The sequence below is a fragment of the Dictyobacter sp. Z7_2 genome (assembly GCF_057551105.1).
In genome coordinates, this window is the sequence record NZ_BAAJPE010000001.1 from 351,619 (window position 1) to 376,158 (window position 24,540).

The 24,540-nt window shown below is 51.7% G+C and carries 21 protein-coding genes; 11 read left to right on the forward strand and 10 right to left on the reverse strand.

All coding sequences use genetic code 11. From position 1 onward, the window contains the following. Positions 1-33: 33 nt before the first annotated feature. Positions 34-1,809: a substrate-binding and vWA domain-containing protein gene (locus AC27N8_RS01345; RefSeq protein WP_487063168.1), complete on the forward strand. Its 1,776-nt coding sequence runs from the start codon at positions 34-36 to the stop codon at positions 1,807-1,809. Between the two features lie 266 nt (positions 1,810-2,075). On the opposite strand, the gene AC27N8_RS01350 is transcribed toward AC27N8_RS01345, so the two are convergent. Further along, positions 2,076-2,801: a CPBP family intramembrane glutamic endopeptidase gene (locus tag AC27N8_RS01350; protein ID WP_487063170.1), complete on the reverse strand. Its 726-nt coding sequence runs from the start codon at positions 2,799-2,801 to the stop codon at positions 2,076-2,078. A gap of 2 nt (positions 2,802-2,803) precedes the next feature. Beyond that, on the reverse strand, positions 2,804-3,490 hold the full coding sequence (locus tag AC27N8_RS01355; RefSeq protein ID WP_487063172.1) for a TetR/AcrR family transcriptional regulator: 687 nt from the start codon (positions 3,488-3,490) through the stop codon (positions 2,804-2,806). 359 nt (positions 3,491-3,849) lie between these two features. Between AC27N8_RS01355 and AC27N8_RS01360 the strand changes: the two genes are divergently transcribed. Then, positions 3,850-4,032: a hypothetical protein gene (locus AC27N8_RS01360; protein ID WP_487063174.1), complete on the forward strand. Its 183-nt coding sequence runs from the start codon at positions 3,850-3,852 to the stop codon at positions 4,030-4,032. A gap of 256 nt (positions 4,033-4,288) precedes the next feature. After that, positions 4,289-7,168: a glutaminase domain-containing protein gene (locus AC27N8_RS01365; protein WP_487063176.1), complete on the forward strand. Its 2,880-nt coding sequence runs from the start codon at positions 4,289-4,291 to the stop codon at positions 7,166-7,168. 99 nt (positions 7,169-7,267) lie between these two features. Here the strand turns inward: AC27N8_RS01365 and AC27N8_RS01370 are convergent, their stop codons facing one another. Continuing rightward, the gene (locus AC27N8_RS01370; RefSeq protein WP_487063178.1) at positions 7,268-8,155 is read right to left on the reverse strand and encodes a LysR family transcriptional regulator; all 888 of its coding nucleotides are present in this window, start codon (positions 8,153-8,155) and stop codon (positions 7,268-7,270) included. A gap of 195 nt (positions 8,156-8,350) precedes the next feature. Here AC27N8_RS01370 and AC27N8_RS01375 point away from each other — a divergent pair, with 195 nt between their 5' ends. Beyond that, positions 8,351-9,100 (forward strand): SDR family NAD(P)-dependent oxidoreductase, encoded by a 750-nt coding sequence (locus tag AC27N8_RS01375; RefSeq protein WP_487063180.1) that lies wholly within the window; start codon positions 8,351-8,353, stop codon positions 9,098-9,100. 73 nt (positions 9,101-9,173) lie between these two features. Here AC27N8_RS01375 and AC27N8_RS01380 read toward each other — a convergent pair whose 3' ends face one another. Continuing rightward, positions 9,174-9,803, reverse strand: a complete 630-nt coding sequence (locus AC27N8_RS01380; protein ID WP_487063182.1) for a hypothetical protein — start codon at positions 9,801-9,803, stop codon at positions 9,174-9,176. Between the two features lie 428 nt (positions 9,804-10,231). Here AC27N8_RS01380 and AC27N8_RS01385 point away from each other — a divergent pair, with 428 nt between their 5' ends. Both AC27N8_RS01385 and AC27N8_RS01390 read left to right on the forward strand, forming a co-directional pair. Continuing rightward, positions 10,232-10,669 carry a MarR family winged helix-turn-helix transcriptional regulator gene (locus AC27N8_RS01385; RefSeq protein WP_487063184.1) on the forward strand — a complete coding sequence of 146 codons (438 nt, stop codon included), beginning with the start codon at positions 10,232-10,234 and terminating at the stop codon, positions 10,667-10,669. A 92-nt stretch (positions 10,670-10,761) separates the two neighbouring features. Continuing rightward, complete coding sequence (locus AC27N8_RS01390) at positions 10,762-11,628, forward strand: LLM class flavin-dependent oxidoreductase (RefSeq protein WP_487063186.1); 867 nt, start codon at positions 10,762-10,764, stop codon at positions 11,626-11,628. Positions 11,629-11,803: 175 nt separating this feature from the next. On the opposite strand, the gene AC27N8_RS01395 is transcribed toward AC27N8_RS01390, so the two are convergent. After that, a complete protein-coding gene (locus tag AC27N8_RS01395) occupies positions 11,804-12,700 on the reverse strand; it encodes an aldo/keto reductase family oxidoreductase (RefSeq protein ID WP_487063188.1) in 897 nt (298 codons plus the stop codon). 141 nt (positions 12,701-12,841) lie between these two features. On the opposite strand from AC27N8_RS01395, the gene AC27N8_RS01400 reads away from it, so the two are divergent. After that, positions 12,842-13,792, forward strand: coding sequence for a helix-turn-helix transcriptional regulator (locus AC27N8_RS01400; RefSeq protein WP_487063190.1), 951 nt, complete (start codon positions 12,842-12,844; stop codon positions 13,790-13,792). On the opposite strand, the gene AC27N8_RS01405 is transcribed toward AC27N8_RS01400, so the two are convergent. The 3 genes from AC27N8_RS01405 to AC27N8_RS01415 all read right to left on the reverse strand — a co-directional run bounded on the left by AC27N8_RS01405 (position 13,703) and on the right by AC27N8_RS01415 (position 16,654). After that, positions 13,703-14,716, reverse strand: a complete 1,014-nt coding sequence (locus AC27N8_RS01405; RefSeq protein WP_487067887.1) for a hypothetical protein — start codon at positions 14,714-14,716, stop codon at positions 13,703-13,705. The genes AC27N8_RS01400 and AC27N8_RS01405 overlap by 90 nt on opposite strands. A 135-nt stretch (positions 14,717-14,851) precedes the next feature. Further along, the gene (locus AC27N8_RS01410; RefSeq protein ID WP_487063192.1) at positions 14,852-15,487 is read right to left on the reverse strand and encodes a TetR/AcrR family transcriptional regulator; all 636 of its coding nucleotides are present in this window, start codon (positions 15,485-15,487) and stop codon (positions 14,852-14,854) included. Positions 15,488-15,952: 465 nt separating this feature from the next. Continuing rightward, positions 15,953-16,654: an alpha/beta fold hydrolase gene (locus AC27N8_RS01415; RefSeq protein WP_487063194.1), complete on the reverse strand. Its 702-nt coding sequence runs from the start codon at positions 16,652-16,654 to the stop codon at positions 15,953-15,955. A gap of 239 nt (positions 16,655-16,893) precedes the next feature. Between AC27N8_RS01415 and AC27N8_RS01420 the strand changes: the two genes are divergently transcribed. Together AC27N8_RS01420 and AC27N8_RS01425 are read left to right on the forward strand one after the other, a co-directional pair. Continuing rightward, positions 16,894-17,784: an isoaspartyl peptidase/L-asparaginase family protein gene (locus tag AC27N8_RS01420; RefSeq protein ID WP_487063196.1), complete on the forward strand. Its 891-nt coding sequence runs from the start codon at positions 16,894-16,896 to the stop codon at positions 17,782-17,784. 141 nt (positions 17,785-17,925) lie between these two features. Then, complete coding sequence (locus tag AC27N8_RS01425) at positions 17,926-18,489, forward strand: DinB family protein (protein WP_487063198.1); 564 nt, start codon at positions 17,926-17,928, stop codon at positions 18,487-18,489. Positions 18,490-18,516: 27 nt separating this feature from the next. Here AC27N8_RS01425 and fxsT read toward each other — a convergent pair whose 3' ends face one another. Continuing rightward, positions 18,517-21,024 carry an FxSxx-COOH system tetratricopeptide repeat protein gene (gene fxsT, locus AC27N8_RS01430; RefSeq protein ID WP_487063200.1) on the reverse strand — a complete coding sequence of 836 codons (2,508 nt, stop codon included), beginning with the start codon at positions 21,022-21,024 and terminating at the stop codon, positions 18,517-18,519. Between the two features lie 232 nt (positions 21,025-21,256). Between fxsT and AC27N8_RS01435 the strand changes: the two genes are divergently transcribed. Continuing rightward, positions 21,257-22,840, forward strand: coding sequence for a hypothetical protein (locus tag AC27N8_RS01435; RefSeq protein ID WP_487063202.1), 1,584 nt, complete (start codon positions 21,257-21,259; stop codon positions 22,838-22,840). Positions 22,841-23,269: 429 nt separating this feature from the next. Further along, positions 23,270-23,836, forward strand: coding sequence for a hypothetical protein (locus tag AC27N8_RS01440; RefSeq protein WP_487063204.1), 567 nt, complete (start codon positions 23,270-23,272; stop codon positions 23,834-23,836). Positions 23,837-23,860: 24 nt separating this feature from the next. Here AC27N8_RS01440 and AC27N8_RS01445 read toward each other — a convergent pair whose 3' ends face one another. Then, positions 23,861-24,535: a response regulator gene (locus AC27N8_RS01445; protein ID WP_487063206.1), complete on the reverse strand. Its 675-nt coding sequence runs from the start codon at positions 24,533-24,535 to the stop codon at positions 23,861-23,863. Between the last annotated feature and the right edge of the window lie 5 nt (positions 24,536-24,540).

Below are 24,540 nucleotides of genomic sequence, written 5' to 3' on the forward strand. Positions count from 1 at the left end.
AGAAAGCGGAATAAAGCGATGCGAGATAGAGCTATGATATCCAAACGACAAGGATGGGGGTGGCCCAACTGGATCTGGAGTACCTTACTGTTACTGTCCATTTTGACAGCATGTAGTTCCAGCAGCGAGACGCCAGCAAACAAACAGGGGACGGCAACACAGGAGGCGGCTGGCGGAACAACAATTCAATGCCAGTCGCACAGCAATAATCCAGTGACGCTCAACGTCGCGTATAGCAGCGAGAAGGAAACCTGGATGAAACAGGTCGTATCTGCATTTAATCAGCAGCATATCTCAGCCTGTGACGGCACAATCAAGGTAGTAGCCACGCCTTACGGATCAGGGCAGTCGATGCAGCAGATTCTAGACGGCACGCTTCAACCCGACGTCTGGAGTCCAGCCGGTACGATCTGGATCTCATTGATGAATATGCAATGGCAGACGAAACATGCTACAACCCTGATCGATACTGGAGCCAACAATAATCCGTCATTGGTGAAAAGCCCTATCGTGATAGCCATATGGAAATCCCAGGCTGAAGCTCTAGGCTGGCCACAAAAAGCCATCGGCTGGGCAGATATCTCAAAGTTAAGCACCGACATCAATGGATGGGCAGATTATGGACATCCAGAGTTTGGTGCGTTTAAGTTTGGTCATACAAATCCTGAAAGTTCCAATTCAGGATTGGACGCGGTAATTGCGATGAATTATGCGGCTGTGAATAAGACACGTAATCTCACTGACGCCGACATCAATAGTGCCGCTGCCACCTCCCTGGTCTCAAATGTTGAAAGTTCCGTGATCCATTATGGTGATAGCACTGGCTTCTTCGCCAACGAAATGTTTACAAACGGCCCGGCTTATCTCAGCGCAGCCATCATGTATGAGAATCTGGTCGTCGAAGCCAATACACCAGGACAATATCCCAAATTACCCTCGCCAGTGGTCGCCATCTATCCCAAAGAGGGAACATTTTATAGCGATCATCCATACACAATTCTGCAACATGCCAGCTGGATGACACCAGCAAAGGAGGCTGCTGCCACCGCGTTCCGCAACTTTCTGCTCGCAGCACCGCAGCAAATAGAGGCTGAACAGCAAGGCTTCCGCCCGGCCAACGCTGCCGTAAAACTGGGTGCACCTCTCGATAGTGCTCATGGTGTTGATCTCTCACAGCCACAAACGCTCTTACAGGTACCAAGCGCAAATATCGCGCAAACAGTTAAAAATAACTGGCTCAACCTGCGGCGACCTGTCGATGTCGATCTTGTACTTGATCGTTCCGGAAGTATGAATGGCACCATCGGCAACAGTACCAAGATCGATGGAGCCAAAAGCGGACTACGTGAATTTGTAAATCTGATGAGTAATAATGATCAACTAGGACTCACAACCTTCAGTGATCAAGAGCAGCAACTCACACCAATTGATCTTTTGGAGCCCAAACGCAGCACAGTGGTGAACCAGATCAACAGCATTACAGCCACGGGTTCAACCAAACTCTACGATACCATCGCTAACGAGGTCAAAGCCGTCAAAGCCGTCTCCTCCAAACACATCAAAGCCGTTGTTGTCCTGACCGATGGAGATGACACAGCCAGTTCCACCAGCTTGAACCAACTACTGGATCAGATTCGCCCTGAAGGGATTAACGCTGGCAACGGCGTCAAAGTCTTCACCATCGCATATGGGAGCGACGCGAATACAAACGCGCTGACGCAGATCGCCAATACGACTGGTGGGCAGGAATATGCAGGAACGCCACAGAATATTAAGGACGTGTATAATCAGATCAGCGAGTTCTTCTAAATCTACGGCTCGATACACCACGCAACGTCAACGAGAAAGCTCTGGTTCGCTTCCCAGAGCTTTCTCGTTTTATCAAAAAAGCGGCGCCCCCCCTGCATTCATAGGGTGCACTCTATTAGGTAGAAGTCTTCTCCCAAAGAGCGCAATTCCTTTACCTTACTTTTCATTGGATATTAAGGGTAGGCGAAGATCTTCGCCTACCCTTAATAGAACCTGGTAGGTTCCTACAACTTGTCCTTTGGTTTATGCATATCTACAACAGGCCGTCAGCGCACACCGGTGGCCACCATTATTACGACCGTGGGCAGATTGACGACCGCATGAGTGACAATACCGGGCCAGACTGATCCGCTACGACGTCGTAACTCGCCGTTGATGAGACCGATGATGAGCGCTGTAGGAAAGACGATGTTGGTGCCATGGGCGAAGGCGAAGATCAGAGCACTCCCTACTACCCCGATAAACCAGCCGTAGCGCAGCAGGGCGGTGGCGATGACACCCCGAAAGAGGAGTTCCTCACCAAGTGGCGTGAGGAGAGCTAAAAACACCGTAGCTAGAACCAGGGATAGTAACCCGCCGCCGCCACCTTGAGCATACACATCCTGGATATTCGTGTTGTCACCGGTAATGGAGGTGTAGGCTATCGTGGCTAATACTTTGAGTATGAAGGCGACTATTCCTGCCCCAACCGCGATGAAAATCCATCGCCATGAAACCCGGCGGATACCAAAAGCGCTAAGAGAACGAATCCTCAGCACCACGGCAGCCGCAAACCCGGCGATACCAGCGATACCGGAAAGCGCAGTGAAGATCAGGCCATAAAGTACGGGATCGAGACCGAGCCGCCAGAGCTGCGAGCCTCCTCCGTACGCGATGATCGCCAGGACCAGAAAACCAACAATCATCTCAATCCAGCCTGGACGGGGACGAACAGTGGTTTCAGCGCTGATGTCTACTAATTCTTGTGGATGGTCAGAAGAAATATGAGGCATAATTATTCCCTTTTTTTGGAACCAACGGGAGGACCAATGATCCCGCCAGTGGCTCTGTATATAGCACTAGCAATACTTTCATGAAGATTTCCGAAGGTCGTAGGATCACCGCCCGAAAGAATGCAAGCATTAAGCGCTTCGCTGAACACTCGTATAACCGAGGTAGCTGCCGCCGCATGCAAGCGTACGTCAAGATCGTCGGCCGAGCGTTTCAGGCGGCTTGCAAGGATGTTCACAAACTCATGTTCTATCTGGTCACAGGCCATAAGCCAGGTAGCACGCAAGGCTGGCTCCTTCTCAGCGAGCACGATCATCCTCATGGCTGCCAGGTCGTTAGCTTCCTGTTCGGGTTCTCGACTGCTCTTGGCTAACTTTGTCAGTTCCTCGGCGTAGTGATCCTCTAAAGAGCTTTCCGGGGGCCACGTTCGTAACACTGATAAGAACCATTCCACGCCATACATCAGAACTGGTTCGGCACAGCTCTCCTTGTTGCGGAAGTACCGCCAGATACTTCGCACTGAGAGACCCACCGCGTCTGCGATCTGATTGCCAGTCGTAGCATCCACACCTTGCTGCCAGAAGAGGCGCGCCGCCTCGCGTGAGATTTCCATACCTATTCGCTGACGCCGTTGCACACTCATCCCCCCCATCCTACGTTTGTTTCTATCGCTGTGGTCGTCACTATCCATACCTATCATCATCCTTTTTTGTCATTTAGTGATACTTTAGCATAAAGTGTCACTAAACACAAGGATCGTTTCTTACATTCTCTCAATGTGCCAGTCAGTGCGAAACTGACGAAAAGATACGATGTACCATATAACTAGCGTTTCTTACACTCTCCCAATTGTTCTGGACAAAGGGAAGAACCTTTTATACCACATACCCCTGCACGGAAGATGGTGTAGAACCTTTTAGCGCACATTTTGAATAAAAGTAGCACGAATATGGAAGCATTTCTTCTCTCCTTTCCCTTATCATAGGGGTGTCTATGCGACATCCTATCCTTCTTGTAAAGCGGTCAGTAGAAATAAAGGAGAGCTAAAACATGAGTATCGTGCAGAAACCGGTCATTTATGGGGAGATTAATGGCTTCTGTGACCCGCGCTTTGAGCGCGTTGCCACTGCGTTTGAACGTAATTTTCGCGAACGCAGAGAGGTGGGAGCATCGGTCTGCATCACCCTCGAAGGGAAATCTGTCCACCCGTCACGCTTACAACCACCTCCATGAAGCGTCTCCGATGGCAAAAATAGCTCCGTAATTGATTTATATTTCTACGAATTAATTAGATATATATTAATAGAATGGCAAGATGAAAGATGATAAAGACCTGAAATGTTTGAAAAAACCTCGTCAATGCCTGAATCTTGACATTCCTGGCCTTATGAATCATACTATGCTTAACTAAATCATAGTAACCAGTGGGAAATACAAAGGACCCACATTGTATTGTCTCTATGCAGTGAAGCAAAGGATTGTGCGCACTATGAAAGACGATCAAGATCAGTATGCCTCAAAAATAAACCCTCTGCTCGAAAGACGTGAATTCCTCCAACTGGCTGGTGCGTTAGGGCTCTCTGCCGCCGCACTCGACATGTTTGCACTACCAGGCAGCGCTTTTGCCGCTCCCCTGGATGTTACAGCAGGATTAGTTGGACATTGGACATGTGATGCCAAAAGCGGCACTATCGCACTCGACTCGTCACCCAACGGCAACAATGGTACATTGAATAGCGGTGTGGGATGGACTCCCGGACGCGTCAATGGGGCACTCAGCTTTAACGGCGATGGCAGCGAGGTAGATATCAACAAGTCCGTGCTGGATACCAGCAAAGACTATGCAGTGGTCGCCTGGGTCCACCTGGATAACGGAAATAGCTGGTCAACGGCAGTGAGCCAGGATGGAGCAAATGTCAGCGGCTTCTTCTTACAGTACACGAGTCCCTCGATCCCCGACGGTGGAAGGTTTGCGTTCAGTGTGATTGATAGCGATTCAAGTCAGGGAACGACCACACGAGCGATCTCTCCTGCGCAGCCGTCTACGGGTGCCTGGTATCACTTAGTTGGCATGTATGACGCAACAAAGCAGCAGATCCAGCTGTATGTCAACGGCACGCTTGTTGATACACAGTCGGTAAAGCCTGCCTGGAACGCGACCGGAGAGACTGTCATCGGGCGTGCACGCTTTGGTGCTGGTCCCGTCGACTTCTGGCCGGGTATGATCGATGATGTCCGCCTCTACAATCGCTTATTGAGCTCTCAAGAGATCACCACAATCTATCAGCAAGCGCCAGCCCAAGTACGTTCCTCTTTTGTGCCGATTCGTCCACCAGCCACGCCCCTTGTCGTCCGCAGCCCCTACGTAAGCACGTGGTTAGACGCAGATCTCCTACCAGGAAACTGGCCACGCTTCTGGACTGGAGCCACGAAGCAGATGACAGGGATTGCTTCTATCGATAAAACTGCTTGCATCTTTATGGGACAGCCAACCGATACGGGCGCAACGCAGTTGATGACCCAGACACATCTGGCAATCACGCCGACAAAATCCATCTTCACGCTACAAGGCGGAGGCGTCACCTTAACCCTGACCTTTCTATCACCGATCGAAGCAAAAGATTTGCAAAAACAGTCGGCCCCCCTCAGTTACATTCTCGTGCAAGCGAAAAGCCACGATGGACGCGCACACACAGTGAGTCTTTATTTCGATATTTCTGGTCAGTGGGCTTATGGCGATGATCATGCATTGATTCAGTGGGCCCATGAACAGATACCACAGAAAAGAGCAAAGAGCACCATTAGTACCTTTACGATCACGCCTAACACGCCTCAAGTGCTCTCAGAGGTCAATGACTACCCCTCATGGGGAACGGTCGTCTGGGCCACAGAAAACCTGAAAAATGTGAGCACGCAAAGCGGACAAGACACGATCGTACGGGCGCAGTTTGTGGCGTCTGGGAAGTTAAACAACACGATGGATAGCGCCATGCCGCGTGCCATCAACGATCGAAATCCCATCTTCGCCTTCGACTTCGCGCTTGGTCAGGTCACCGCGCATCCCACCCAGCCAATCACACTACTACTGGGACATGTACGCGAGCCAGCGGTCAGCTATCTCGGCACCCCGGTGCCGCCGCTGTGGAAAGCGTTCTGGCCTACCTGGCAGGAGATGCTTGCCGCGACCTATGACGATGTCCAGCAGGCACTACAACGCTCTGAGCTTGTAGATACCAAAATCACGCGTGATGCCATCAGAGCGGGAGGCACGCATTACGCAGCTCTGTGTACCCTGGCGCTTCGCCAGGCCTTCGGCGGGACTGAATTAGTTGGAAGTAGTCACCAACCATGGCTCTTCCTCAAAGAGATTAGTAGCGATGGCAATGTCTCAACCATCGACGTTATCTACCCCAGCGCACCGGTCTTTGCCTACACCAATCCCTACCTCCTACGTTTACTGCTTGATCCGCTGCTGGCCTACGCGGAGACCGGCGGATGGCCAAAGATTTTTGCGGAACATGACCTTGGCTCACACTATCCAAACGCAGATGGTCACAATGATGGGAACGAAGAGGACATGCCGGTCGAGGAGACGGCGAACATGCTCATCATGGCGGCCACCTATGCGCAGCGGGGCGGAAAAGATGCAGCGAACTTTGTCAATGCGCACTACCCCATCTTCAAGCAGTGGGCCGACTACCTGAACGCGCCAAACGGGAGCACTCCCAGTCGTCCCAACGCGCTTGACCCACTGTTCCAGAACCAGACCGATGACTTCACGGGTTCTATTGCGCACAGCACCAACCTGGCACTTAAAGGGATCATTGCCATTGGTGCCATGGGCATTCTGGCAGCTACTGTGCACAAGAACAGCGATCAACAGTTCTATCATAAGACAGCACTTGATCTAATCAGCCAATGGGCACAGCTTGGCCAAGACCCATCGCAGCCCCATCTCGATATCGCCTATACCGAAGGAGACACAGCTCCTGATACTGGCACAGGCACCTCGAGTCTCAAATACAACGCATTCCCCGACAAATTACTCGGACTGCATCTCGTACCGGAAACGGTACTGCAAGAGGAAGCGGCCTGGTATCAACAACGCGAAAACGCGTACGGCATCCCTCTCGATACGCGCCACACCTATACCAAATCCGACTGGAAAATGTGGACCGCAGCGTCTACGGAGGTTCAATCCTTGCGTCAATATATTATTGACTCCATTTACAAGTTTGCCAATACGAGCCCTTCCCGGGTTCCATTGACAGACTTGTATGATACCATTTCCGGGCAACAGGTCGGATTTCAAGCACGACCTGTCATCGGTGGTCTATTTTCACTCCTCGCCCTTTTGCAGGACAAATGACCCCTTGCACCAGACTTACAAGCCAGCCGACGTCGCGACATCGGCTGGCTCCCTGGATAAGCTTCTGTAGTGTCCTGTTGGTAGATATCAAGCAACTGCTCAAGCGTCTGCGATGACCTGTTTTAACAGGGAGCTGAACGCTTGTATCGCCTTGCTTTGTGGGAATGGAGCTTCTTTGGTGATGAGACCAAGAGGCACATGCAGCTTCCAGTCTTTGATAGGTCGGATAACCGTATCGTCTGGAATATGGTATGTGGCAAGTTTCGGCATGATCGCGACTCCCATTCCTTGTTGGACCGCTTGCTTGATGATTTCGAGGCTCCCGATCTCAATGCCAATTGTCAGCGGAAGTCCGCGTGCCATAAAGGCTTGCTCGATAGCCGTGCGATAGGCACAGGGCGACTCCGTGAGGAGCAAGCATTCAGCGCATAGATCGCTCAGCAAGATCTCGTCTTGTTGCAGGAGAGCATGGTTTTTGGGGAGCAGTAGGACAGGCGTTTCGGTCAGGATTGGTTCGAAGATGAGTCCTACGTTGGCGGGTGGTGGTGTTGAGATGCCTAGATCAATCTGATTGGCGACGAGTTGTTCGTGCGTGCGGTTTGTGCTCAGGATCTCGATGGTGAGACGGATACGGGGATAGCGCTCACGAAAGGTGCCCATGACCTGCATAAGATAGAGGCGTGCTATTGGCTCTATCATGCCTACACGTAACGTGCCGCTCTCCCCTGCGGCGAGATCTGAAAGATCCTGCTGCATTTGCTCGACTTGATTGAGTACATGCTGCGTGTGGATGAGGAGTGTATGTCCTGCGGCGGTAAGCTGGATTTTTCTCCGTTGGCGATCAAAGAGTTCGACTCCGAGCTCCGCTTCAAGCTGCTGCATGTGTAATGTGAGCGTTGATTGCGCGTATTGCAGTCGCTCGGCAGCCTGGACAAAACTACCTGCCTCTGCAATCACCTTGAACGTCTGCAAATGTCGTAGATCCATAATCCTCAACCTATCAGTAAAGATGAACGTTTGCTTCGAATACTTTGTGTTGTTCGATATATCATACTCTGTTATAGTGATGGAGCGCAAGCAAAGTATCCGTGCAACAACTTTTGGATAGGTATCAATGATGATCCAGAGGTATGGCAAGGCTTTACAGTTCGTCAGAAATTCACAGTCAGTAGGAGAAAACATATGGATATACAAGGAAAAGTAGTCTTGATCACAGGCGGAGGCACTGGCCTTGGGCGCGTCATTGCCCGGCACCTGGCGCAGGCAGGCATGCATGTCGCCGTCGGATATTCACGTTCCGAGCGTGATGCCTTTGAGACGGTCACGATGTTGCAGGACCTGGGTGTCAAAGCGCAGGCTTTTAAGGCAGACCTGAACGCACCAAGCGTCATGACCGAAAGTAAACGTCTGGTCGAAGATGTCGCAGAGCACTTCGGACGCCTTGATCTGTTGATTAATAATGCCGGTACCACGAGAGCCGTTCCTCACATAGAGGCACTGACAGAAGTGGATTGGGATACCGTCTTGAACGTACACACCAAAGCTCCTTTTTTCACGACGCAGGCGGCGGTTCCGCTCATGCGACAAAATGGTGGAGGACACGTGATCAATACAGCCTCCATATCTGGTATCCGCGCCAGTGGAGCGAGCAACATAGCCTACGCGGTCTCCAAAGCCGGAACCATTCATCTCACCAAATGTCTGGCAGCCGCCCTTGGGCCTGATATTCGCGTCAACGCCGTCGCCCCCGGTTTTATGGATACACGTTGGAACGACACATTCAGCGCGGCATACATCCAGGCAGCCAAGCAGCAAGCCATACTCAAGCAAGCAACAAGGCTGGAGGACGCCGCCGCCGCCTACGTCATGCTCGCCCGCAACGAGAGCATCACCGGCCAGATAATCACCGTTGATTCAGGCCTCACCGTGTAACGACGCGCCTCCTGCCATCAACTCCAACGTATGAGGACCTGCAGGAGGACCACAATCTGCAACAATTTTCAGCTTAATTGAGCGAGTAAGCGACCAATAAGATGCAGAAGCCAATCAGTCGTAAGAGATCGCCAATGGCTAAAAAGATGCTCTGAGTAATATCGATAAGTTCAGGTGTCTGGATACCAAAACCGACCCCAATGAGCAGAGCGGCGAGGCACATAAGGAGGGTAAAGCGTGTTCTTCTCTTGTCATAGAGGGCAAGATAGCGAACAAAGCCAATCAGAGCCATTACTGTGCGGATACTGTTCAGGATTACCGGGATGGAGGCATTGGGAAATGGCGGGTAGAGAGGAGTGACTAGTGTGATGATAGTAAAGATTGCGGTGAAAATGATCAGCAAGCGTTTGATTTTCTCGATGGTCTCATGCGAGCGTGCCCATGCTAACGCAACAAGAAAAAAGATACCAATAATAGTACCAGAGTACCAGGAGATATGAGTATTCCATTGCGTGATGTGGCTATCCTCTAAATATCCGACGAAGACAGAGACACCAACGATAATCATTGAGACACCAACGATGAAGAGCGCATCATTTTTGGAATATGAGTAGACATAAATGGCGCGAATCGCTAAAAACAGACAGGTAATGCTTAATATAAGTAATATGATATTAACGAATGTTTGATTATGTATCAACATTTGAACATCCTTATAGTTGATCTGATGGTACAGAAGCAATAAAAATCTCTCAGCTAGCATGTCTAGCTCTTTTTTTACCGCTTTCACTCAGGAATACATCACCATTTCTCTCTTTTTCGACAAAAACAGATGTTGGATAACATAATGATCCATTTTCCTGATGAGCGTAGTATAACACCCGAGAGCAACAACCTGGATACCTTCACTATCCAGGTTTTGAGTGCATAACCAGAAACAGATCGTGCGTGGGCATGCTCAAACTTTTCTACTCCGTGCTTGTGTTCTCGCTTCTGGCACAATCTTGACGATTCTGCCAAAATAGTTTATACTTCAACCATTAAGCAGAAGGGTCAACAGGTTGAAGCAGGAACGAGACTGCAAATGGGGCATGTCTCTATTTGTCTAAGTTCTCGATAACGGAGCAAGGTATGAAGCATCAGCTAAATCCTGGCGTGCGCATATGGCTACATCTCAACCAGGTCGCGCGGAAGATTGGATTGCGTCTTGAGCGCCATCTGGAACAGTATGATCTAACCCCCGCTCAATTTGGGGTTCTGGCTCATCTGTATGCGACGCCTGCGATCTCGCAACAGATGCTAGCTGATCGTTTGTTTGTCACAAAAGGAAATATCGTCGGATTGCTTAACCGATTAGAGGACCGTGCTCTGGTCGAGCGTCGTACGGATGCAGATGACGCTCGTACAAACCTGGTCTCTCTGACCGAGCAGGGTGCGACTCTGGCTGCACGTGTGGTGCCAGAGCATGAGGCTCTGATTGCTGAATGTATGGCACTCCTTGCATCTGAGGATCTTCAGACCCTTCATCATGCATTGCATATGCTTGATCGTGCCCTGGGGGCTCATTGATAATTTTTTTGCCTAAGTAGTTTATATATAAACTACTTGCTATCGAGTACATACATTACCGATATTAAATGACACAAAAAAGGAGAAGAGATATGAGTGAGATGAGTATTGGCATTGGTTTACCGGCGAACATCCCCGGCGTTGGAGGTGAACATCTGATTGAATGGGCCAGAAGAGCTGATGCCGGCCCTTTCTCCAGCCTGGGTCTGATCGATCGCCTGGTCTACCCTAACTATGATCCACTGATTGCTTTGACAGCGGCGGCGGCAGTGACCCGACGCGTGCGCCTGGTGACTACGATTTTGCTCGCTCCTTTGCATAGCGCGGCGCAATTAGCGAAGCAGGCTGCGAGCCTGGACGCCCTTTCGGAGGGACGTTTGACGCTGGGCCTGGGCGTTGGAGCGCGTGAAGATGATTTTCTGGCCTCAGGAGCCTCGTTCCATAAACGAGGGAAAGTCTTTGATCAGCAATTAGCGACGATGCAGCGCCTCTGGGCCGGCGAGCCACTCAGCGAGAGTGTCGGCCCCATCGGACCTGCACCTGTGCAAGCCGGTGGACCTGAAATACTGATCGGAGCTACTTCACCTGCCGCCATGCAGCGACTTGGGAAATGGGGTCATGGCTTTATCTCCGGCGGTGGTGGACCCCAGATGGCTCAACAGGGCTTTCAAGGGGCGAAAGACGTATGGAATGCCGCTGGCAGAGCCGGAAAACCGCGTCTGGTGGCCTGTGCGTATTATGCGCTGGGACCAGATGCACAGGCACGTGCAGAGAAAACCATTTATCACTACTATGGACCCCAATGGGGACCAATGATTAGCCAATCACTACCTGTGACTCCTGAAGCCATCAAAGCCTTAAAGCTTGCGTTTGCTGAAGCGGGTGCAGATGAACTGATTCTCTGGCCCTGTCTCCCAGAGTTTGAGCAGATGGATCGGTTGATAGACGCGTTGGCCTAGCGCAAATCCTACCGTCTGGCCAAACCTTGTTCTGTACATGTAAATCCCAAAGCTAAACTGATGGGCAAGATCTCTCACATAGCTTGCCCATCAGAGATAATACTCTTCTTGAAATATCTTTTCCCAACTCCTTAGCAACGGTGCGTTGGGAAAAGACATCTCCAGGAAGTTGAGCTTATGAGACAACGCCGTTTAGAGTGATCAGATCATCCTCGGAAAGGGCCAGCGTAGCACTCAGGATGTTCTCGCGCAGATGCGCAACGGATGAGGTACCCGGGATCAGTAGAATGTTCGGTGAGCGCTGCAACAGCCATGCCAGTGCGACGGCCATCGGTGTAGTACTGAGGCGGGTAGCGACAGATTGCAGTTTGTCGGACTGAAGAGGCGTGAAACCACCGAGCGGGAAGAAAGGCACATAGGCGATCCCTTGCGCGGCGAGGGAATCGATCAGGTCGTCGTCACCCCTGTAAGCGAGGTTATAAAAGTTCTGTACGCACACAATTGGTGCGATCGACTGTGCCTCAGCGACTTGCTCAGCGCTTACGTTGCTGACGCCGAGGTGCTTGATCAATCCTTCTTGTTGCAACTGTACGAGCGCCGTGAACGGTTCAGCAATCGAGCCAGGAACAGGACCCTGGGGTCCTCCGGCGCGCAGGTTGACAACGTCAAGTACATCGAGGCCAAGGATACTGAGATTGTCGAATACAGCCTGACGTATCTGCTCGGGAGACCGTGCCGGAGGCCAGCCGCCCTGGGCGTCTCGTACCGCTCCGACCTTGGTGACTATATGCAATGATGCGGGATAGGGGTACAAGGCTTCTTTGATGATCTCGTTAGTCACATGTGGGCCATAGGTGTCACTGGTGTCGATATGAGTAATACCTAGCTCCACGGCTGTGCGCAGCACAGACACAGCTTCGTTGCGATCGGCAGGCGGGCCAAACACATACGGGCCTGCCAATTGCATTGCGCCGTATCCCATACGCGTGACCGTCAGATCCTCTGCCATGCTGAACGTTCCCGCGGCTGTGGCTGACAAATTACTATATTCATGTGCTGAATGCGATAGCATAGGAAATGTCCTTTTCTCTCATTGAAACTACAATAATCACAATCTGTGATACACTTAGGAGTATGACATGCAGGCTATAATATGACCAGAGTCTCTTTATCATATGATTGAGACTAGCAGGATAAGCACAGCGGAGGGAGTATGAGTAACGAACAACGCAGACAGGATCTGGCGGATTTTCTCCGCACGCGACGTGTGCGTCTCTCGCCCGAACAGGTCGGGTTGATAGGTGGCGGAAGGCGGCGCACTCCAGGATTGCGCCGCGAAGAAGTTGCACAACTAGCAAATGTGGGTGTTTCCTGGTATACCCTGTTGGAGCAAGGACGGGATATTCATCCGTCAAAGGAGGTGCTACAGAACATTGCCGATGCGTTACAACTTACGCTCGCCGAACGTCAACATCTTTTCTTGCTCGCCGATCAGCCGTACCTCATTGATACACCCCCATCTGATGAACAGGTAAGCCCTGTACTACGCAGTGTACTTGACTCACTTAACCCTCTTCCTGCCTACATCCTTGGTCGTCGTTGGAATTGTCTCGCCTGGAACACCGCTGCTGAGCATATTTTTGGGCTGTCGCAGTCGGTGCCCCCGTACGAATACAATGCCGTCTGGCGTATTTTTGCCAGTCCCATGAGTCGCGTCTACTTTCCTCAGTGGGAACAAGTCGCACAGAAAGTGCTCGCAGAATTTCGTGCTGATAGTGTGCATTACGCTGATGAAGAATGGTTCAAAGGCTTGATCGCTGATTTGCAACGCATCAGTTCCGAGTTTCGCGCCTGGTGGCCTCGTCACGATGTGCGTGGGAGAAGCGATACGCTAAAAGATATGATGCATCCTTTGGTGGGGTCGCTGAGGTTTGAGTATACAACCTTACAGGTACCGACTATGCCCGATCTCAAAATCATGATTTATACTCCATTACCCGGAACGGGTACTCTGGAAAAGCTACAGCAGGTCATGAATCAGGATGTAGCTCAGAGGCATACAGAGCTCCTTCAATCAGCCACCGTAGAAGTCAGCGAGAGCCGTGAATGCGGCCTTGGGTTCCCAGGGCATGTCAGGGTAGGTGGAACCTCGGCGGTTCTCTAGAACCTTGACCACGCCCCAACTCGCCATATCGAAATCTTCGCGGGGGTTACTGCGGTGCGGCCAGCCATAGCAGGCGAAAGTGCACACGAATGCTGCGTCAACACCCTCGGAGGTGAAGATGTCCAGCAGTTCGAGTAGCTGGGTGGCCTGCTCCTGCTCGTCACGGATGTAGTCACCGTTGAGTCGGACAGGGGTGGTCCCGTCGAACTCGATCATCTCGCTGCCGCCGAGGCCACCACGATCGCCTGCGCCACGATGGGTGGCAAAACCGAACTCCGTGATCGCGACCGGCTTGTTCTGCGCGACCAGTGCGCGGATACCCTGTTGGTAGATGTGGGCAACCTCCTTTGTGCGATGGGCATCGACCGAGACAATGTCGAACGGCGTCCAGTCAACCCCTTCGAACGGGATAGAGGCGTAGGTGACCTTGCCTCCGAACCGCTCGCGGACCAGGGTGACGGCCCTGACGAGAAAGTCGTTGATACGGGCGGGCACCCTGGCCAACAGTTGGAGCGTCTCCGGCTCACGCCGGAGCAGGGGGCCGGTTCGCTCTTCGAGGCTGTTGCCCGGCAGGAACCCGCTGTTGAACAGGCTCAGTTCAGCGCCGGTGACGAACACGACCTCGGCTCCCCGGCGGCGAATCCGCTCGGCACGCTCAGCGGCGTCGGCGAGCAACTTGAGCACTTCCTCGGGATCGCGTTCCATGGGGAACGGCGAGAACCAAATCTCCAGACCCAAGTCGGCCGCGCGGTCGGCGGCAAACTCGATCCGGTCCAGATCGTTGCCGATTAAGCGTACCGCGTTGCAGTGCAGATCGTCCTGAATGATCTGCAACTCGCGCCGGATGAGGGCGTGGTCAAACGGCCGATTGAAGATACCATCAATGCAGAATCCGGTGTCGTAACCGATACCCCTGGTTCGCAGGGATCGTTTGCGTTGCATGGCTGATGCAGCGATATTGAGCTTCATACACATTTTCCTCTCAACATTTTTACTTCAGAAAAGAAAAGGACAAGCGGATATCAGGACATACTTCCTTGTGCCTCTAAGCAAGCTGCTCTACAATGGTTCTGAGACGTTCTTCTCGGCGATTTCAGGCTGAAAAAGTCGCAGAATGAGTCTTGCATCAGGAACAGAGGTGCGAAATTGTTCTGGATCTCGTAGAGCCCAGCGAGTCAGGCCATCAAGACAGGCGCTCACCACTGCTACGAGTTGATCCGGGTCACCCTGAGCAACCTCACCAGTGGCCTGACCCTCGACAATCAGCTGTCTCATCGTCGCAAGCAGTATTTGATACCGTTTGCTGAGCAATGCACGCATCTCCTCAGGCATAGCATCCTCATCAAGGGCATGAATAAGCAATTGATGAGCCTCAAGTGACTCGTGCTGACTGCGTGCTCCAACAATATTCGAAATCAGCCTGGCAAGCCGTTCCCCTGGTGTTCCAGGCATCTCCACTAGCTTCTGAAACTCGGAAGGATCGTCTGGGATGGTTTGCTTGACGAGTTCCGAGAAGATGGCCTCCTTGTCGGCAAAGTAGCGGTAAGCCAGTCCAAGACTCATCTGAGCTTCAGCGGCAATATCCGTGATCGTCGCATCCATTCCCTTGCGAGCAAAGACCCGCCTGGCACTCTCCAGGATTTTTGCTCGCTGCGCTTCGCGGATATGTTGATTTGCTTCTGGTGTTCGAGGCATTACACTGTCCTTTTACAATGAATGAAATTTTCATTCATTGATTCAAATATACATCTTCAGCCCATCATTGTCAAGCGTTTGAGAGGCGAAATGTTCGGGCAGGTTTATGGGTCGATTTCAATTTCAGGCGGAAGAGGAACTCCGTCAGAGGCAAGAGGAACAAACATCCTAATTAAGCTCAATTAACTGGCGATTTTATATGTCAAAAGTGGCGAATTTATTGCTCTTGGTATGGTTGCTTTTATTGGCTTCTAGCAGAGTTGAGTGATAGTATCATTCTTCAATAGGTCAAAATGGTGAGTAATTTAACTTTTTGCTGAAGGAGTAGTATTGCACGTCCCCGGACTGTTACCCTGAGAGCCATCCGCTTGCACTCCTGCCAGCCATCCGGAAGACAGCCTCAGCCAGGAGTGCAAGCGGATGGCTGACTCTCATCGCCTATCCTATCTCTGTTTCAGCGCTCCGCTAACTTGTAACTGGTACAGCTTCGGTAGCCGTCTTGATAAGCTTCGCCACAGCATCAGGGTGGGAGACCATCGCCACATGGCTCGCCGGCACTTCGAGGGTAGTGGCCCCTATGCGCCTGGCAAATAGACGCTCGACGTCAGGCGGGATCACGTGATCATCGCCTGCGACCAGATACCAAGACGGTAGCGACTTCCAGACAGGAATCCCAATCACATCGGCAAGGGCCGCCATAGACAACGGCTGCTGCACCGCATACATAACCCTGGCCTTCACTGGATCAACGTCAGCGGCGAAGTGGTTCACAAAATCGTCTTCTGGTAACCAGGCAAAACCCTGCTGGTCAATAACCAAATGTGCCACTGCCGGGGTCGCTGGTCCCTGAGCCAGCAGAGCACCAATTGATTCACCTTCATCAAGTACAAAGGCCGCAATGTACACCAGACCAACGACGCCGGGTGCATCAGTGCCAAGCGCGGTGATGATCTGACCGCCATACGAGTGACCAACGACGATGGATGGGCCATGCTGCAACGCCAGCACCTGACGCAGCCTGGCAACATTCTCAGCCAGCGTGGTCAACGGAAACTGCGGTGCAGTGACGTGGTAGCCATCAGCTTGCAGACGCTCGATGACGGCACTCCAACTGGAGCCATCGGCCCAGGCCCCATGCACCAGCACGATATTCGGGAGCGTACCCATGCGCTTCACTTCCTTCCTTTTACAGACCTCTGAGCACATTACATATCCATAATTCCTCACTCTTTTCCACCACAATAGCATAACTCAACACGCTTCACCTTTTCTTTATAGATGCTTTATGTATATCCAGCACAAAAACCCTCGGATGAAAGTTCCAGCGGGCGCCTCCTTTGAGCAAAGCCTGCCTGCATGATACAATGAACCCAGCTAGATCAATCACCAGGAGTACACATAGACATATGCCTCTCGCAATCATTGTTCACGGAGGAGCAGGCACCATTGCTCCCGCAAATATAGCTGGTGCACGTCAAGGATGCAAAGAAGCCTGCGCTCTCGGCTGGAGCGTGCTACAGGGAGGCGGAACCGCGCTCTCAGCCGTCGAAGCGGCAGTGAGGGCGCTCGAAGATAACCCACTCTACGACGCTGGTACCGGTTCCTACCTCTCCCTGGACGGCAAGATCGAAATGGACGCTGGCATCATGGAAGGACACACCTTGCAGGTCGGATCAATTGCAGGCGTCGAGTTGATCAAACATCCCATTTCGCTGGCACGCCAGGTACTGGAGAGCCAGCATGCCCTGCTGGTCGGCACAGGAGCACAACAATTCGCTCAGGAACGAGGCATCTCTCTGTGCGAGCTGACAGACTTGCTCACCGAGGATCAACACGAACGCTGGAAAGCGGCGCAGGAGGCACGCAACGCGGGCAAGATCCAGACAGGTGAGAAGCACGGCACGGTCGGCGCGGTCGCCATCGACAGTCAGGGACATCTCGCTGCTGCCACCTCAACTGGTGGCATCTTTCACAAATATCCCGGGCGCGTTGGCGACTCACCCTTGATCGGTTGCGGCTACTATGCCGACAACGATGCCGCTGTCTCCTGTACCGGCGACGGTGAGGATTTCATCCGTTTGCTCATCGCCAAACGTGCCAGCGATTTTGTCGCTGGTGGGATGAATGCTCAGGATGCAGCCGAGGCTGCAATCAACGTGCTAGGCATCAAAGCCAGCGGAACTGGCGGCTTAATTATCATCGATGGCCGTGGAAACATCGGTTCTGCTTACAATACCCACCATATGTCCAGAGCCTCGATGCATGAAGGCATGCAGGAGCCCACCGCCGCATCGTGAACGATTATCATATCATTTCATATGACACCTTCTCTTTTCTCCAAGACATATCAATGCGGCACGCTATCATCAATATTAGGATAAATTCTGACCACATTTGGTGGTAGTCTGTGAGGAAAGAAGCAGAAAGGAACGTATGTTATGCCTGAACAATCTATACAGACAACATTACACACCGCTCTCTGGCGGCAGTTTGGCGAGGCCATGGCGCTGCTCGAAAACGCCCTGATAGCCTGCCCCAACTCCCTATGGAGAGAGCGTCTCTGGACCGTATCCTCGGGCAAACCGTGGATTCCACCTGAGTTCTCAGAGTTCTGGTATGTCGTCTATCACACACTCTTCTGGCTCGAATTATATCTCTCTGGCTCTCGGGAGGAGGACTTCACACCTCTGACGCCCTTTATCTGGACTGAGCTCGATCCTGCCATATCGCCTGAACGACCCTATACGACAGAAGAGTTGCATGCCTATCTGCTCTACCTGCGCCAGAAATGCCAGACAGCAATTGCTGAGTTATCAGACGAGAAAGCACTGCAACTGGTCGATTATCCCTGGACCACAGGGAAGCAGGTAAGCTATTTAGAACTCCTCTTGTACACCCTGCGCCATGTCCAGGAACATGCAGCCCAATTGAGTCTCTTTCTCGGACAGCACTCCGTCCCCGACGAAGCGCTCAATTCAGTTGCGCCAGCGAAAGAAGGGTAATCCTGACACAGGACACCTCACCATTCGCTAGAGTATTTGCATCAGCCGCTTGCGCGTTGCGATCGTATCGGGATGCTCGGCTCCTAGCCGCTGACCACGAATGTCCAGAGCACGCCGATAGAACACGCCCGCCGACTCATACTGCCTCTGTGCTTGATGAAGTTGCGCTATATTATCAAGGATAGCCGCAGTATGAGGATGCTCCTGACCGAGGCCATGTTCTGCGATCTCCAGCGCACTTTGATAGAGAATCCCCGCCTCTTTATAGCGTTGCTGATCATAATAAAGGCGAGCCAGATTCATCTGTGTATACGAAGTTGCAGCACTCCCCACGCCTAACACTTTTTCCTGTATAGCGAGAGCACGCCGATACAATACGTCAGCCTCTTCATATCGCCCCTGAACATGAGAAATTTGTCCAATATTGCTGAGCGTAATCGCCGTACTGACATGCTCCAGACCCAACACTTTTTCTTCGATCGCCAGTGCCTGCTGGTAAAGAGGAGCAGCCTCGTCATATCTTGCTTGTAGAGAATAAAGCTTGGCGAGATTATCCAGGGCAATGGCTGTAGAGGGATGTTCCACACCTAAATTCTCTCGATGAATGGCCAGGACTCGCCTGTATAGCGGCTCAGCTTCTCTATAGCGCGCCTGATCCTGATACAGCAAAGCTACGTTATTGAGCGTATCCGCAGTATCGATATGATCGACACCAAACATCTGCTCTTTGATGGACAGAGCACGTAGATACAACATTTCAGCCTCGTCATATCTCCCCTGATAATAGTAGACCAGCGCCAGTACATCCATCGCATTTGCGGCATCGGCACTGTCAGGGCTGGATTCACGTGCATAGATTATAAGAGCACGTTGCAAAAACTGTGCCGCCTCATCATAGTGTTCCTGATAAAATTCGCACTCGGCCAGCGTCGTCAGAGTAGCTGCAACCATTCTATGCTCAGTCCCCAAGAGTTGCTCTCTAAGGGCAAGCGCCCTATGCAGCCACGCACCTGCCTGTACATACAGCCCACGCCCGATCAGATAACTCCCGGCTTTCTGTAGGAGTTGAGCCGCTTCTGGAAAAAGCAGTCCATAGTGTTCAACCAACTCCGCACAATGCTGAACTTGCGCAAGATAGCGCTGACAACGCGACCAATGCGCAAAGCTCCCTTCTGGAAAGAGCCGATTGACGGCAAAAACAGCACGCTGGCTCCATAATCGCTGAGTCGCTTTATCCATGCTTCCTCTTACAACCACCTGCACCAACCGATGAATAGCCAGTGTATTAACCTGCGCGTGCCGCCATAGTAATGAATAGCGACGCAGGTCAGCGATAACGCGATCCAACAGCAACGGATCTGCTCCTACTGCATCGAGCATAGTTCCAGTTTCCACAGCGCCTTCACTGATTATCTCCAACGGAATAGCGTCAGGCTCTAGAAATGCACAGAATCGCACGAGGTCGAGTGCCGCAGGATTCGTCAAGCGTGCTTTATCCAGCACCAGCTCGATAGTCATAGACACAGAATCGGGATGATCACTACTCAATCGCCCACGTTGCTCCAGCAGAGCAATCTGATAGCGTTGATAACGCACTTGATAGTCCTGTAAGCTACAGCCAGTCTCTTCAATGTAAGCTCCCGCCTGATCAAGTGCCAACGGTAATCCGGCCAGATTCTGTGCGATCTGGCTGGCTTCTTTGCGTTGCTCAGTAGACTCCGATGCGAGGTCCGACTCCACTCGCTTCGCACGTCGTAAAAGCAACAACGCCCCTTCCTCGATCTCCAATGGTTTCAGTTCAATGCTCTGAGCAATTGAGCCCGTTGACGTAGCACGCATGGTCATAAGTATATGCCCCTGTCCTACAAGGGGCAATATCGGCTCTATCACGGCAAAATCCTCTACATTATCCAGCACGAGTAGCCAGCGTGTATGTTCCTGGAGCCAGTTTCTCATCGCCTGTACGGGACGCTCTCTCTCCAACTTCCTTCCATCCAGGTCCTCAAGCTGATCGATCAGGGCAAGCAGATCCGTCAAGAGGATACTGTATGTCTCAGCCCCAAGCCACAGCAACGTCTCATACTCTTTATGACAACGATACGCATATTCCAGAGCGGTTTGTGTCTTACCGATGCCACCCAGGCCACTTATCGCCAGCGCCCGCACCGACGAATGCTCAGCTTGAAAAAAGTCATGTATCTGCATAAGAACCGCTTCACGCCCGGTAAAAAAGGGGTTGCGCCGAAATGGAATATACCATCCCAGAGCAAGAGGACGCTCTGTGTGATGTCCCTTATGTCTCCGAGCTACGACCAGACCAAGCTCCTGAGCACCGACGTCAAAAAGATCGCACAACTTCTGCCGATAGTACACGCTAGGAACTGTCGCGCCATTCTCCCAACGACAGACGCTCAAATAGGTAGTACCAATTCTGCGTGCAAGCTCGCTCTGCGTCCAATGCCGACTCTCCCGGTGCATGCGTAGTCGCTCGTTGGGGATTGTGCTTTTCGTGGAGGGAAACTTCTGTCGCCCCATTGTGCCCTTCCCCATTTGCTGCCCATGCTTCTCTGCCATATAGCGGGCGACAAATGATATAGAGATGATGTATTGCTGATAATTCTTATGACGCCAAAGAGTATACACTTGCTTTGAAAGGAGGTCAAGCTGCAAAACGCCAATCAGCGGCGCTCGTAATCAACCATGTTCACATACGATGTCTCACATCATAGAACAATTCTTTAGAAAACAGAAAAGGAGTTTCCATTTTATGCTTCATTCACAGGCATCAACTTCGCCACTTCTCCCCTCCACCGCCAATTTTGGCGTTGTGATCGCAGGACAAACCAGTGATCGGCGAGCCGGCGTCACCAATAGCTTTACTGGTGCGCACGTTCGAGCCACGATTACAGGAGATACCTCCGGCGGCGACTTCCAGATTCTAGGTTTAACAACCTACGATGTACAAACCGTCGATCCAACCGAATTGCCACCTGGCCATAAAGGACCGCTTCCAACCGAACTCGTCACGCTGCTGCATGTCGATGGCTCTGGCCCCATTGCACCCACAGATGCGGTCTATGTAGCCATCCACCTTTCATTTACAGCGCCTACCAATCCTACCATGTATCAATATACGGCAACTGCTACATTTACCGATGAGCTGGGCAATAGCGCATCTCTCCCAATAGTAGCAATCGTCTCCGGTATCATGACAACTCAGGTCGGGCAACCACCAGTGATGCGCCAGGGTGGGGAGGGCGATCTTCAGATCGAGGCAACCTCACTCAATCCCCAGGGTCCATCCGCTCTCGTCTACTATACACTTGCTTCGTCCGCACGTTCGGACATAAAGGCAGTCGGCAATTGGGATATTGCGGCCATTGCACCGGGTGCCAGCGTTCCCAAGACATTGCGTGTGGCCATTGGCAGCAGCGTCCCAGTTGGTCTACAGTCGCTACCAATTATTGAAGACGCCTACTTTGGATCGGGGCAAACTGCCGCCAACCAACAGTATGACCAGGTCACGCCTACGTTGCAAATCACTGTGGCCGGTGGAGCAGTGAGTGTCTATCCCGAGGGCTCAGGAAACCTTGAAGGGTATCAGGGCAGCTACATCTCTGCAACAGTTGTAGTTGCCTCCGACGGCATCCAACCCGGCAAAGTACTATTGCAGGCTCTCCAGGCTCCTCCCGGCGTTATAATGTCACCAATCACCGCTGATCTGGGTACACAGCCTTTGCTTTCGTTTCTCATCAACTGGTCGACTCCCGTCGGACCAGATCAGCCCATTATACTGGCCTGGAGCTCAGACGATGGGCAGAGCGGTACCCTGACTCTTCATCTGACAGTCAAAACAGGTCAGGTCATAGTGCATACAGGGCACATGAATGCAGGTCAGGTCATGGGCGAAGCGGATCTTGCTGTCTTCTGGAATGGCAAATATTCCTACAAAGGTCACCTTCACGATAACAGCTCGATCGTCGGCGATAACTTTGGCTTTGCCATCGCGCCCCGCTTCACCGATGATGGTTCACAGCACATTTTCAATGTCCAGGGAGAGCTAGGGGCACTTGTTGGCCCCGACCGCGATTACAACTGGGAGCAAGCCCGCCAGGATCCCTGGATTACACAGCACTGGGACAATATCATTGCCAATGGCTTTACCTGGACTTTACAAACCTCTACCGATGGCACCCAGATCGTTTCCTTAATTGTCGATGCTCTGGGCGCAGCCGCCATTGTGCTCGTCGGAGGCGCTATTCTTAGCAAGCCTGGTACCTGGACAAGGGATGAAAATGGCAACGCAGTCTATACCATTGACATTTCCCAAAACGACCAGACCAACCAGTAATCGCATGTTCATTCCATCCTTGCCATGAACGTTTGGGGGTGAGAAAATAGGATTCCCTTCCTCTTCCTATGCTCACTCCCTGTTACTTTCTTTGGGGCACAATACAACACCCACGGTGCTTCTCCCTGTGTAATTTTTGCTCGCAAAAAATTGAGCAGGACTCACCGCATCGCAACAAAGGAATGTCATGCACTCGTTAGTGCATATCACAAATCATTACTTCATCGAATTAATTTCATACATTCATCTTTTGTACATAATTCTTACAGTGATGCGTCATATATATAAGCACGGTATTTATTGTAGAAAAAATGCATTTTACACATAAATAATGAAAAAGCACTTCAGTCTATCCCAATCTGATAGTATGACCCCATTCTCGTCTGTTTTTTTGTGTAGTGGAGGTATGAAAAGAGGAGGAGGAAAACCATGAGTATACTTCAAAGAAAGGCACTTACGGCCACTGAAGACTCAGAACAAAATCGTCATTGGACGGTCGAAACGCTCCGTGAGTATATCCTTACAATTATTACATTAAATGAAGTAAGGTGCGCAGAAAATTTCGATTTATCAAAAAATGCAGTACAAACCGCTCTAACGGCCCAAAAACTTGCGGTTGACACGGCACTGGCAGCGGCAGATCGTGCTGTCGCCAAAGCCGAAATAGCCGCTGAGAAACGTTTTGAAAGTGTCAATGAGTTTCGCAATACCCTTTCAGATCAACAGATTACATTCATGCCGAGAGGTGAGGCCAGCGCATTATTCAAATCACATGAGGAAAAACTGGAGGCAACACAAAGTAACTATGATAATAGACTCGAAGCATTACGCGGAAGTTTTGAGAAGAGTATTGAGAGCCTGACCAAAGAGATAGCCAGTTTACGCGAAACACGCAGCGAAGCCAGCGGCCGATCAGCCGGGACGGGTGCATTCTGGGGATACCTGGTTGCAATAGCTGGCATTGCGCTGGCGCTCATATTACATTTTGTAAAATAGCCTTCCTCGCAGTAGCTTACCCGGTTAGATGAGGTGATGATCGCGAGCGTAAAGAGCAGCCTGGGTGCGGTCTCGCAGGTCTAAACGGTTCAGGATATTGGAGATATGATTCTTAATTGTGCCCTCGCTGACTATCAGTTGGGCGGCAATCTCGCGATTGGTCGCACCCAGGGCAATGAAGCGTAACACTTCGACTTCGCGATCAGTAAGAGGTGAGGGGGAAGAAGCTTTGGCATGTAGCTCTGCTCTGGAATGAGCCGTTGCCGTCTCGGTGCGGGTGAGTGCGCCAACAAGCTTGCCAGCCACGGCAGAGTCGAGCTGATAGATCCCCGCATGAGCCAGCCGGATGGCCTGAGCCAGATCGGAAGGAGGGATGTCTTTCAGCAAATAGCCTTTTGCGCCGGCATGAAGAGCTTTGATGATGTATTCCTCGTCGTCAAAGGTCGTGAGCATAAGCACCTGGCAGGTAGAGAGCTGGCTGCAAATCATGGCCGTTGCCTGCACACCATCCATCACTGGCATCCGCACGTCCATCAGCACAATTTCTGGAGAGAGAGCTCGTGCCTTCTCAACAGCCTCCTGTCCATCAGCCGCAGTCCCTACGACCTGTACCCCATCTTGAATCCCCAGCAGCGAGGCGATTCCTTCGCGAATCAACTGCTGATCATCCGCCACGAGCACGCGGACCGCGCTGTCCATCCCTA

What these genes read in the sequence shown, in the direction of transcription:
- AC27N8_RS01385 (WP_487063184.1), top strand. Translation starts at nt 10,232, where the DNA reads ATGAAGCATCAGCTAAATCCTGGCGTGCGCATATGGCTACATCTCAAC.
- AC27N8_RS01370 (WP_487063178.1), bottom strand. Translation starts at nt 8,155, where the DNA reads ATGGATCTACGACATTTGCAGACGTTCAAGGTGATTGCAGAGGCAGGT.
- AC27N8_RS01445 (WP_487063206.1), bottom strand. Translation starts at nt 24,535, where the DNA reads ATGGACAGCGCGGTCCGCGTGCTCGTGGCGGATGATCAGCAGTTGATT.
- AC27N8_RS01415 (WP_487063194.1), bottom strand. Translation starts at nt 16,654, where the DNA reads ATGGGTACGCTCCCGAATATCGTGCTGGTGCATGGGGCCTGGGCCGAT.
- AC27N8_RS01440 (WP_487063204.1), top strand. Translation starts at nt 23,270, where the DNA reads ATGAGTATACTTCAAAGAAAGGCACTTACGGCCACTGAAGACTCAGAA.
- AC27N8_RS01355 (WP_487063172.1), bottom strand. Translation starts at nt 3,490, where the DNA reads ATGGATAGTGACGACCACAGCGATAGAAACAAACGTAGGATGGGGGGG.
- AC27N8_RS01425 (WP_487063198.1), top strand. Translation starts at nt 17,926, where the DNA reads ATGCCTGAACAATCTATACAGACAACATTACACACCGCTCTCTGGCGG.
- AC27N8_RS01375 (WP_487063180.1), top strand. Translation starts at nt 8,351, where the DNA reads ATGGATATACAAGGAAAAGTAGTCTTGATCACAGGCGGAGGCACTGGC.
- AC27N8_RS01380 (WP_487063182.1), bottom strand. Translation starts at nt 9,803, where the DNA reads ATGTTGATACATAATCAAACATTCGTTAATATCATATTACTTATATTA.
- AC27N8_RS01360 (WP_487063174.1), top strand. Translation starts at nt 3,850, where the DNA reads ATGAGTATCGTGCAGAAACCGGTCATTTATGGGGAGATTAATGGCTTC.
- AC27N8_RS01400 (WP_487063190.1), top strand. Translation starts at nt 12,842, where the DNA reads ATGAGTAACGAACAACGCAGACAGGATCTGGCGGATTTTCTCCGCACG.
- AC27N8_RS01365 (WP_487063176.1), top strand. Translation starts at nt 4,289, where the DNA reads ATGAAAGACGATCAAGATCAGTATGCCTCAAAAATAAACCCTCTGCTC.
- AC27N8_RS01395 (WP_487063188.1), bottom strand. Translation starts at nt 12,700, where the DNA reads ATGCTATCGCATTCAGCACATGAATATAGTAATTTGTCAGCCACAGCC.
- AC27N8_RS01410 (WP_487063192.1), bottom strand. Translation starts at nt 15,487, where the DNA reads ATGCCTCGAACACCAGAAGCAAATCAACATATCCGCGAAGCGCAGCGA.
- fxsT (WP_487063200.1), bottom strand. Translation starts at nt 21,024, where the DNA reads ATGGGGCGACAGAAGTTTCCCTCCACGAAAAGCACAATCCCCAACGAG.
- AC27N8_RS01435 (WP_487063202.1), top strand. Translation starts at nt 21,257, where the DNA reads ATGCTTCATTCACAGGCATCAACTTCGCCACTTCTCCCCTCCACCGCC.
- AC27N8_RS01390 (WP_487063186.1), top strand. Translation starts at nt 10,762, where the DNA reads ATGAGTGAGATGAGTATTGGCATTGGTTTACCGGCGAACATCCCCGGC.
- AC27N8_RS01350 (WP_487063170.1), bottom strand. Translation starts at nt 2,801, where the DNA reads ATGCCTCATATTTCTTCTGACCATCCACAAGAATTAGTAGACATCAGC.
- AC27N8_RS01345 (WP_487063168.1), top strand. Translation starts at nt 34, where the DNA reads ATGATATCCAAACGACAAGGATGGGGGTGGCCCAACTGGATCTGGAGT.
- AC27N8_RS01420 (WP_487063196.1), top strand. Translation starts at nt 16,894, where the DNA reads ATGCCTCTCGCAATCATTGTTCACGGAGGAGCAGGCACCATTGCTCCC.